10 protein-coding genes are annotated in these 9,175 nt (G+C 72.6%); 8 read left to right on the top strand and 2 right to left on the bottom strand.

Annotated features, from left to right (window positions below; translation table 11 throughout):
* Positions 1–113 precede the first annotated feature (113 nt).
* Both AB0F40_RS26600 and AB0F40_RS26595 read right to left on the bottom strand, forming a co-directional pair.
* Positions 114–1,001: a siderophore-interacting protein gene (locus AB0F40_RS26600; protein WP_357475148.1), complete on the bottom strand. Its 888-nt coding sequence runs from the start codon at positions 999–1,001 to the stop codon at positions 114–116.
* Positions 1,002–1,020: 19 nt separating this feature from the next.
* Complete coding sequence (locus AB0F40_RS26595) at positions 1,021–2,409, bottom strand: MFS transporter (RefSeq protein ID WP_357475146.1); 1,389 nt, start codon at positions 2,407–2,409, stop codon at positions 1,021–1,023.
* Between the two features lie 84 nt (positions 2,410–2,493).
* On the opposite strand from AB0F40_RS26595, the gene AB0F40_RS26590 reads away from it, so the two are divergent.
* The 8 genes from AB0F40_RS26590 (at position 2,494) to mqo (ending at position 8,989) form a co-directional block, all read left to right on the top strand.
* Positions 2,494–3,048, top strand: coding sequence for an N-acetyltransferase family protein (locus AB0F40_RS26590; protein ID WP_357475144.1), 555 nt, complete (start codon positions 2,494–2,496; stop codon positions 3,046–3,048).
* A 95-nt stretch (positions 3,049–3,143) separates the two neighbouring features.
* Positions 3,144–3,779: an N-acetyltransferase family protein gene (locus tag AB0F40_RS26585; RefSeq protein WP_357475141.1), complete on the top strand. Its 636-nt coding sequence runs from the start codon at positions 3,144–3,146 to the stop codon at positions 3,777–3,779.
* A 106-nt stretch (positions 3,780–3,885) separates the two neighbouring features.
* Positions 3,886–5,091 (top strand): GNAT family N-acetyltransferase, encoded by a 1,206-nt coding sequence (locus AB0F40_RS26580; RefSeq protein WP_357475140.1) that lies wholly within the window; start codon positions 3,886–3,888, stop codon positions 5,089–5,091.
* 90 nt (positions 5,092–5,181) lie between these two features.
* Positions 5,182–5,400 carry a hypothetical protein gene (locus AB0F40_RS26575; RefSeq protein ID WP_357475137.1) on the top strand — a complete coding sequence of 73 codons (219 nt, stop codon included), beginning with the start codon at positions 5,182–5,184 and terminating at the stop codon, positions 5,398–5,400.
* Between the two features lie 67 nt (positions 5,401–5,467).
* Positions 5,468–6,028 carry a TetR/AcrR family transcriptional regulator gene (locus tag AB0F40_RS26570; protein WP_357475135.1) on the top strand — a complete coding sequence of 187 codons (561 nt, stop codon included), beginning with the start codon at positions 5,468–5,470 and terminating at the stop codon, positions 6,026–6,028.
* Positions 6,025–6,678, top strand: a complete 654-nt coding sequence (locus tag AB0F40_RS26565) for a pyridoxal 5'-phosphate synthase (protein ID WP_357475132.1) — start codon at positions 6,025–6,027, stop codon at positions 6,676–6,678. Before AB0F40_RS26570 ends, AB0F40_RS26565 begins: the two co-directional genes overlap by 4 nt.
* Positions 6,679–6,719: 41 nt before the next feature.
* Entirely contained in the window at positions 6,720–7,391 is a 672-nt protein-coding gene (locus AB0F40_RS26560) for a maleylpyruvate isomerase family mycothiol-dependent enzyme (RefSeq protein WP_357475130.1), read from the top strand.
* Between the two features lie 98 nt (positions 7,392–7,489).
* Positions 7,490–8,989, top strand: coding sequence for a malate dehydrogenase (quinone) (gene mqo / locus AB0F40_RS26555; protein ID WP_357475128.1), 1,500 nt, complete (start codon positions 7,490–7,492; stop codon positions 8,987–8,989).
* Positions 8,990–9,175 lie beyond the last annotated feature (186 nt).

Below are 9,175 nucleotides of genomic sequence, written 5' to 3'. Positions count from 1 at the left end.
TGGGGCGGTGGGGGGTCGGTTTCTCCCCCTGCTCCCCCCCCCCGCCGCCACATAACCGCGAACTCACCCCCCCCCCACTCCGGTTCGGGCGCGGGCGCGGAGCGCCGGGCGGCTCAGCCCGGCGCCGAGCGTCCGTGCCGCCAGTAGCCCACGAAGTCCACCTGGGTCTTGGGCACCCCGCGCTCGTTCACGAGGTGCCGGCGCGCGCCGGTGGCCAGCGACGACTCACCGATCGTGAACGCGTACATCTCGGTGCCGAGACCGGCGAGGTCCAGGCCCCGCAGCTCGGCGAGCGCGGCCTGGCCCGGTACGGCATGCGCGTCGGACCGCACCACCCACCGCAGCTCGACGCCGGCCGGAGCCCGGAGCTCCTGCCTGTCCCCGGCCGTGGGTACCTCGACGACGGCGATGCCGCGCGCGCCCTCGGGGAGGGACTCGCAGATGCCGGCGACGGCGGGCAGCCCGGACTCGTCGGCCACCAGGAGCGTCCAGTCGTGCTCGTGGCCCGCGTCGTAGGAGATGCCCTGGTCGAGGATGCCGACCCGCAGGCCGGGCTCGGCGGTCTGGGCGAAGCCCGCGCCCGGACCGTGCTCGGCGACATGGCCCGGACCGTGCTCGGCGGCATGCTCCGGACCGTGTTCGGCGGCCTCTCCGGTGCCCTCGTCAGGGCCGGCGTGCAGCACGAAGTCGACGTCGATCTCGTTCAGGTCGGGCCGCGCCGCGCGGACGGTGTAGTTGCGTACCCAGGGCCGCCGGGCCTTCGGCGTGGTGAGGTACTCGGCGTACCAGAGCCCGGACGTGCGGGTCGGGAGGCGCAGCATGTCCTGGCCGGCGCGCGGCAGAAAGAGGCGGAACCACTGGTCGTAACCGACCGGGGTGAGCTGGGCGAGCTCGTCACCACCGAGGGTCACCCGCATCATGTTCGGCGTGACCCGCTTGGTGTTGACGACGTCAGCCATCACGACGTGCGGGTCGATCGCCTTGCGTCCCTTGTGTGCCATGCCATGAGGTTAGGCATACCTAAGTCGGTTTGGCCAGGGCCTGGTCGGGATCCATCCGGCGCGTGTTCCGGATACCCACGAAGGACAGCAGCCCGCCGACCACGAGGAGGGCAGCGGTCACGACGAGCGCACGGTGGAACGAGGCGACGTCGAGCACGCCGCCCGTGATGATGCCCGCGAACGCCACGGTCACCAGCCCCGCCACGCGTGCCACGGCGTTGTTCACCGCCGAGCCGATGCCGGCGTCGTGGGCCGGGACGGCGCCGAGGATGGCCGCCGTCAGGGGTGCCACCGTGATCGCGAGGCCGAGGCCGAACACGAGCTGGCCCGGCAGGACCTGCGTGGGATAGAAGGCCGTCTCGTCGATCGACAGCATGAGGAGGTATCCGGCCCCCGCCACGATGGGCCCCACCGTCATGAACAGCCGCGGCCCGTAGCGACCCGCCAGCGTGCCGAACCAGGCCGACAGCAGGATCATCGCAAACGTGGTCGGGAGCTGCGCCACCCCGGACCACGTCGCGGAGTACCCCGCGACCTGCTGCAGGAACAGCGTGAGCACGAAGCCGCCCAGCGAGAGCGCCCCGTAGATCGCGGTGGTGGCCAGGTTGCCCCACGCGAAGTTGCGGGCACGGAACAGGCTCAGCGGGAGCATCGGGTCCGCCGCCCGCCGCTGGTAGAGCACGAACGCCACCAGCATCGTGGCGCCGGCGACGACCGGCAGCACGACGCCGAGCGAGGTCCAACCGAGACGCTCACCCTCGATGAGCCCGAACACGACACCCGCCAGGCCGAACGCGGCCAGCACGGCACCGGGGACGTCCACGCGGCGCCCCGGCTCACCCGGCGCCGCAGGCACCCCGCGCAACAGCCAGAGGGTCACCGCGATCACGGGCACGTTGATCCAGAACACCCAGCGCCACGACACGAAGTCGACCAGCAGACCGCCGACGAACGGGCCGACGATCATCGCGGCGGTCGTCCACGAGGTCCACCGTCCGATCGCACGGGCCTGCGCCTCGCCGCTGAACGTCGCGACGATCAGGGCCAGCGAGCTCGGCACCAGCAGGGCGCCCGCCACTCCCTGGAGGGCGCGCGCGACGACGAGGACGGGACCGGTCGGCGCGAGCGCGCACAGCACGGAGGCCGCCGCGAAACCGACGAGCCCGACCGCCAGCACCCGGCGCCGCCCGTAGACGTCGGACACCGAGCCGGCCACGAGCATCAGCGCGCCAAGCGTCACCAGGTACGCGTCGACCACCCACTGCTGCAGAGCCAGTCCTGCCACGCCAGGCCCGCCGAGCTCTCGCGCGATGGCGGGTAGCGCCACGCTCACGACCGTGCCGTCGAGGAACGACACGAAGGAGCCGAGGATGGCGACGAGAAGCACCCGTCTCTGGAGCGTGGTCACGAGCCACACGCTATGCCCAGCCACCGACAGACCCGGGCCGACCGATGGTTTCGTGCCTGGCCGAAGATCCGGCACGATCGGGTCATGGACCTGACGATCCGGCCGGCGACGCCCGACGACGCGGCGGCCTGCGCCGACATCTATGGCCACTACGTGCGCCACACCCACGTCAGCTTCGAGTCGGAACCGCCGGGCACCGAGGAGATGGCGCGCCGCATCGCTACCTGCTCGGCCCGGCACGCGTGGCTCGTCGCGCAGGAGGCGAACGAGCAGGAGGCCGACAGGCAGGGCGTCATCGGCTTCGCCTACGCCGCGCCGTACTCCGCGCGCGAGGCCTACAGCTGGTCGGCCGAGTCCAGCGTCTACCTGGAGGTCGGCCGACGGCGGACCGGGGCCGGCCGGGCCCTGTACGAGGCACTCTTCGACCTGCTGGCCGAGCGGGGCTACCGCCGTCTCGTGGCGGGCCTGGCCCTCCCGAACGACGCGAGCCTCGGCCTGCACCGCGCACTGGGCTTCGAGGTGGTGGGCACGCTCCGCCGGATCGGCTGGAAGCACGGCCAGTGGCACGACGTCATGCGCCTGCAGAAGGACCTCGCGCCCGACCTCGACGGCGCACCGCCGACGGGCGAGCCCACCTGACCCCCGGCGGTGCGCGTGAACTACCTGCTCAGAGCACTGTCGTCAAGCCCACGTTGCGATCATCGCGCACCGTCGGTTCCCGGCAGGATTCGTCCATGGACAGCATCGTCCGCGTCGCGACACCAGACGACGCCGCAGCCTGCGCCGCGATCTACGCCCCCTTCGTCGCCGACTCGGCAGCGACCTTCGAGACCAGCCCGCCGGACTCCCGCGCGATGACGCGCCGCATCGAGCGGTTCTTCGGCCGGGAGACGTGGCTGGTGCTCGAGACGGAGGGCGCTGTGGCCGGCTTCGCCTACGCCAAGCCGTTCGCGGACCGCCCGACGTTCCGCTGGACTCTCGAGACCAACGTCTACGTCGCGGCAGACCACCAGCGGCGCGGCGGCGGCCGCGCCCTCTACAGCACGCTACTGGCGCGGCTCGCGCACCGTGGGTACCACCGCGCCGTCGCGAGCATCGTGCTGCCGAACGACCCTGCCATCGCACTGCACGAGGCGGCGGGCTTCCACCGCGCGGGCACCTTCGAGAAGATCGGCTGGAAGCTGGGCCAGTGGCACGACGCCGTGCTCTTCCAGCGCGACCTCGTGTCCGACGACGGGATCACTCCCGGCGACCGCACCGCCGACGCCGAGCTGCCGGGCCTGCTCACCCCCGAGCCGCTCGAGGTCACGCGCACCCCGTTGCTCCGGCCGCACCCGGCCGAGGACCTGGTCGCCTACTTCGGCGACTGAGCCGGAGGCGCAGCGCAGGGTGCGGGCCGAGGGACGAGGCACGCGCCCGGAGCGGAGCCGCAGGCACATCGCTCCCGCCGTACCGGACGCGTCTAAGGTCGGCTGCATGAGTATTACCGTGCGCCCTGTCGGGTACGCCGACCAGCCGGACTACACCCGCCTCGGCGGCGAGGCGTTCGGCACGCCCGACGGCGGGCGCCCCCTGCCGACCCGCGAGGAGTGGGCCGCGTCCGGCTTCCGGGAGTGGGCCGCGTTCGACAGCGACGGCATGGCCGCCCGCCTGCGTGTGTACGGGTTCACGTCGTGGTTCCATGGCGCGCGGGTCCCGACGGCAGGCGTCGCCGGGGTCGCCGTCGAGCCGGAGCGCCGCGGCTCCGGGCACCTCGCACGCCTGTTCACGGCGGCCCTCGACGAAGCGCGCGAACGCGGCGAGGCGATCTCCACGCTCTTCCCGAGCGCCCCGGGCATCTACCGCGGGCTCGGCTACGAGGTGGTCGGCTCGTTCGACGACGTCGACGTCCCGCTGCCGGAGCTGGGCCGGGTGGCGGCGCCGAGCGGCGTGATCACGCGGCGCGCGGGAGTCGCGGACCTCGACGCGATCACGGCGGTCCACCGCGCGTGGGCCGCCGCGCAGAACGGCCCGGTCTCGCGGGCGGAGAAGCCCTTCTGGACCCCGCCGGAGAAGTACCTCGCCGACTACACGGGCGTCACGCTCGCCGTGGACGGCTCGGGCGAGGTGGCCGGCTTCGCGAGCTGGATCCGTGGCGAGGGGTTCACGCCGGCGAGCGCCGTCATGGAGGTCGACGACCTCATCGCGCTGACGCCCGACGCCGCCCGGGCCCTGTGGCGCACGATCGGCAGCTTCTCGACGGTGGTCGGCACGGCGCGCGTGTCGACGTCGGGCCTCGACCCCGCCTGGCTGGTGCTGCCGGGCCTGGCCACGACGGTGCACGCGGCCCACCCGTACATGCTGCGGGTCCTGGACGTGGCGGGTGCGCTGGGCGGCGTGGGGTCGCCGCTCGAGGGTGCGCGGGTGCCGTTCGCCGTCCGCGGCGTCCCGGATCTCGACGGCGCCTGGACGCTCACGGTGTCCGACGGCGTCACGCACGTCGAGCGCGACGCCGTCGGGCTCGAGGACGCGCACCACGAGCGGCCGGTGCTGAGCCCGAACGGGCTGGCGCTGCTGTACGCGGGGGCGCAGTCGGCGGGCAACCTACGGCTCGCGGGCCACCTGACCGGCGACCGCGCCCAGGACGCCGTCCTGACCGCGCTGTTCTCGGGCCGGCAGGTCCACGTCCGCGACTACTTCTGACGTCGTGGTGTCGTGCGCGTGACCGGTGTGACGGCCTGCCCGTTCGAGGCGCACCGGTCCCGCCCTCGACGAAGGCTCATACTGGGGGTCGTGGATATCCCGGTTGCCTGGTCCGTCGTCCTGATCCTCACCGCCGCGTGGAACCTGCTCATCTGGCCGCGGTTCTGGCAGCGCATCTCCGCCGACCCCCGGTCGCGTGACGCGAACGGCAGGGCGACGAAGTTCCTCACCGTGCACACCGTCCTGATCGCGGTCTCGCTCACCCTGGCTCTGGCGGTCGGTGTGCTGGGCGTCCTCACGCTCCTCTGACCCCGCCGAGCCCGGCCCCCGCCTGTCGTGGGTTGTCACCATACCTGGAGGTAGGTATGGTGCGGCCATGAGCACGAGCACCGCACGTGACCGCCTCATCGGCGCCGCACAGGACCTCTTCGCCGTCCAGGGCGTCGGACCGACGAGCCCGCGCGCGGTGCTGACGGCGTCCGGCGTCGGGCAGGGCAGCCTGTACCACCACTTCCCCACCAAGCACGACCTCGCCGTCGCCGCCGTCGGCGCCACCGTGGACCAGGCGCTCGCCCAGGCGATGCGCACGCTCGGCGACGACTCCCCGGCGATCGAACGCCTGGTCGCCTACCTCGAGCGGCCACGCGACGCCCTGGCCGGCTGCAAGATCGGCCGCCTCACCGCCGACCAGGCAGTGATGGACGACGACGGCCTGCACGACGTGCTCGACGCCTACTTCGTGCGGCTGCTCCGCGTCATCACCGGCATCTTCCGGGAGACGGGTCTGCCCGACGACGTCGCCGGCGACCGCGCGCACGCCGCCCTCGCGATCATCCAGGGCGGGTACGTCCTGTCCCGCGCCACGCAGAACCCGGACGCGCTGACCGCGGCGGTGCGCGGCTTCGTCGGCCTGCTGACCCAGAAGGAGCACCCATGACCTTCCGCGAGCGCCTCCGCGCGCTGCCCACCTTCACCCGGCCGGGTCTCCCTGCCTTCGACCCCGACGCCGCGCCGGCCACGCCGCACGAGCTGTTCGTCGCCTGGCTGGACGACGCGATCGAAGCGGGCCTGCTCGCCGCGCACGCCGCGACGCTCTCGACCGCCGACGCCGCCGGGCACGTCCACGCGCGGACGCTGCTCCTCAAGGACCTGACGGCGGACGGCTGGTGGTTCGCGTCGCAGTCCACGAGCCCGAAGGGTCGTGACCTGGCGGCGAACCCGCACGCCGCCCTGACGTTCTTCTGGCCCGAGCTGGGCCGCCAGGTCAAGGTCACCGGGAGCGCCGCGCCGGCCGGGCCGGAGGCGAGCCGCGCCGACTTCCTCGCGCGCCCGGACGCCTCCCGTGCCGCCGGCCTGGTCAACCACCAGAGCGAGCCGCTGGCCTCTCGGCAGGTGTACGACCGTGCCTTCGCCGAGGCCCTGCGCGCCGTGAGCGCCGACCCGGAGCTGGCCGCGCCGGACTGGACCGCCTACGTGGTCGCGCCCACCGAGGTCGAGTTCTGGCAGGCGCCCGATGACGGCCCGCACACCCGCCTGCTCTACCGCGCAGGGGCTGACGCCTGGACCAGGGGTCTCCTCTGGCCCTGACCGCCAGCACACCACCACTTCCTCGACCCGGAGAGACATCCATGACCACGAGCACCGCCCCGATCGCCCACGCCCTCGCCGACTCGACCGCGGGGCTGGACGCCCTCCTGGCCGCCGTCCGGCAGCTGACCGACGAGCACCTCGCCGGACCGTCGCCCCTGGCGGGCTGGACCCGCGGGCACGTCCTGTCCCACATCGCGGGGATCGGCAGCGCGATGCTGGGCCAGGCCCACGCCGCCGAGCGCGGCGAGGTGGTACCCGTCTACGCGAGCCAGGAGGCGCGCAACGCGGGGATCGAGGCAGGCGCCGGGCGTTCCGTCGCCGAGCACGTGGCGGTCCTGGAGCGCCTCCGTACGGACCTGGCGCAGACCTGGCCGGCACCGGGCTCGCCGCTCTGGGACGCTCCGAGCGGGTATCGCGGCGGGCCGCTGTCCGGCTGCCTCCTCGCCTGGTGGCGCGAGGTCCGGATCCACGGAGTGGACGCGCTGGCGGGCACTCCCCAGGCCGTCGGGTACGAGACCTGGGACGACGCCCTGTGCGCCCATCTGCGGGAGTTCCTGGCCGTGCGGCTGCCCGACGGCGTGTCCGTCGCCGACGTCGACGGTGACCCGCGTGACGTCGTGGCGTGGCTGGCCGGGCGCATCCCGACGACGCCGCTGCGCGGTGCCGTGCCGGAGCTCGGGCCCTGGCCGTCCGCCGTGCCGGCCCGGTGACGCGTGCGGAACGAGCGTGAGGGAGGTCACGGCCGAGACCACGTGATTCGTGCCACAGCGCTCGTTCCGCTTTTCACAAGCCCGCTAATGTTCTTGACGTGACTTCTTACCTCCAGACAGCCCCGCGTCCCTCCGAAGAGGTCGATGTCGCGCTGATCGGCGGAGGGATCATGAGTGCCACCCTCGGCGCGCTGCTCACGATCCTCGAGCCGACCTGGCGTATCGGAATCTACGAGCGTCTCGACGAGGTAGCGCTCGAGTCGTCCAACCCGTGGAACAACGCGGGTACCGGCCACTCGGCACTCTGCGAGCTGAACTACACGCCGGAGCGCAAGGACGGCTCGGTCGACATCTCCAAGGCGGTGACGATCAACGAGCAGTTCCACACCTCCCGCGAGTTCTGGAACCACCTCCTGACCGCCGGCCTGATGGAGGGCACGGACTTCATCAACGTCACGCCGCACATGACGTTCGTGCGTGGCGCCGACAACGTCGACTTCCTGCGCCGCCGCTACGAGGCACTGAGCGTGCACCCGCTGTTCAGCGACATGGAGTTCAGCGCGGACCCCGCCGTCATCGGCCAGTGGGCACCGCTGATGACCCTGGACCGCGACACCGACGAGCCGATCGCGGCGACGCGCGCGGCCGCGGGGACCGACGTCGACTTCGGGTCGCTCACCAAGAAGCTGGTCGACTTCGCAGAAGAGCACAACACCGAGCTGCACCTGAACCACGAGGTCCGCGGCCTCAAGAAGCTGCGCGACGGCCGCTGGCGCCTGAACCTGCGCGACCGGTCCTGGAACGCCGGGACCCGCGGCCGCACCGTCACCGCGAAGTTCGTCTTCGTCGGTGCGGGCGGCGGCGCGCTGCCGCTGCTGCAGGCGTCGGGCATCAAGGAGGCGCGCGGTTACGGCGGCTTCCCGATCTCGGGCGAGTTCCTCCGCACGGCCAAGCCGGAGCTCGTCGCCCAGCACCAGGCCAAGGTGTACGGCAAGGCCGACGTCGGCGCGCCGCCGATGTCCGTGCCCCACCTGGACACGCGCATCGTGGACGGCAAGAGCTACCTGATGTTCGGTCCATACGCCGGCTTCAGCCCCAAGTACCTCAAGAAGGGCAAGTACCTGGGCCTCATCACGTCGCTGCGCCTGCACAACGTCTTCTCGATGCTCGGCGCCGGCGTGAAGAACCTCGACCTCACCAGCTACCTGGTGGGCCAGGTAGCCGCCGCTCCGGAGACCAAGTTCCACGAGCTGCAGCGGTTCATGCCGACCGCGCAGCCGGGCGACTGGGAGAAGGTCACCGCCGGTCAGCGCGTCCAGGTGATCAAGTGGGTCAAGGGCAAGGGTGGCGTGCTGGAGTTCGGCACCGAGGTCGTCGCGGCCCAGGACGGCACCATCGCCGGCCTGCTGGGCGCCTCACCGGGCGCCTCGACCGCCGTCGCCGCGATGACCGGCCTGCTGGAGCGCTGCTTCCCCGGCAAGTACGACGAGTGGAAGCCGCAGCTCACCTCGATGATGCCGAGCCTCGGCGGCGGCGCGGACTACGACACGGGCCAGCTCACCGACGGCTTCGACCAGCGGGTCCCCGCAGGCGCCTAACTCTCGCCGGTTCCGAAGCCACCGAACGTAGGGGTGGTCGACGAGGTGGCCTGCGGCCCTGACTCGGCGTACCGAGTACGTCGAGTCAGGGCCGCAGGCCCCGCCCCGGGGTTGAAACGGGCCCCACCCACCGCGGGGGGAGGCGGTGAGCGGGCCGCGGGCTCCCCCAGCCGGTGCGCCCAGATC

This window comes from Promicromonospora sp. NPDC023987 (assembly GCF_040639055.1).
Classification (GTDB): domain Bacteria; phylum Actinomycetota; class Actinomycetes; order Actinomycetales; family Cellulomonadaceae; genus Promicromonospora.
This window is presented reverse-complemented; position numbering and strand designations above follow the sequence as displayed.

Coding starts and splice junctions, on each gene's coding strand:
- AB0F40_RS26600 (WP_357475148.1), bottom strand. CDS start 1,001: ATGGCACACAAGGGACGCAAGGCGATCGACCCGCACGTCGTGATGGCT.
- AB0F40_RS26590 (WP_357475144.1), top strand. CDS start 2,494: ATGGACCTGACGATCCGGCCGGCGACGCCCGACGACGCGGCGGCCTGC.
- AB0F40_RS26585 (WP_357475141.1), top strand. CDS start 3,144: ATGGACAGCATCGTCCGCGTCGCGACACCAGACGACGCCGCAGCCTGC.
- AB0F40_RS26580 (WP_357475140.1), top strand. CDS start 3,886: ATGAGTATTACCGTGCGCCCTGTCGGGTACGCCGACCAGCCGGACTAC.
- AB0F40_RS26570 (WP_357475135.1), top strand. CDS start 5,468: ATGAGCACGAGCACCGCACGTGACCGCCTCATCGGCGCCGCACAGGAC.
- AB0F40_RS26565 (WP_357475132.1), top strand. CDS start 6,025: ATGACCTTCCGCGAGCGCCTCCGCGCGCTGCCCACCTTCACCCGGCCG.
- AB0F40_RS26560 (WP_357475130.1), top strand. CDS start 6,720: ATGACCACGAGCACCGCCCCGATCGCCCACGCCCTCGCCGACTCGACC.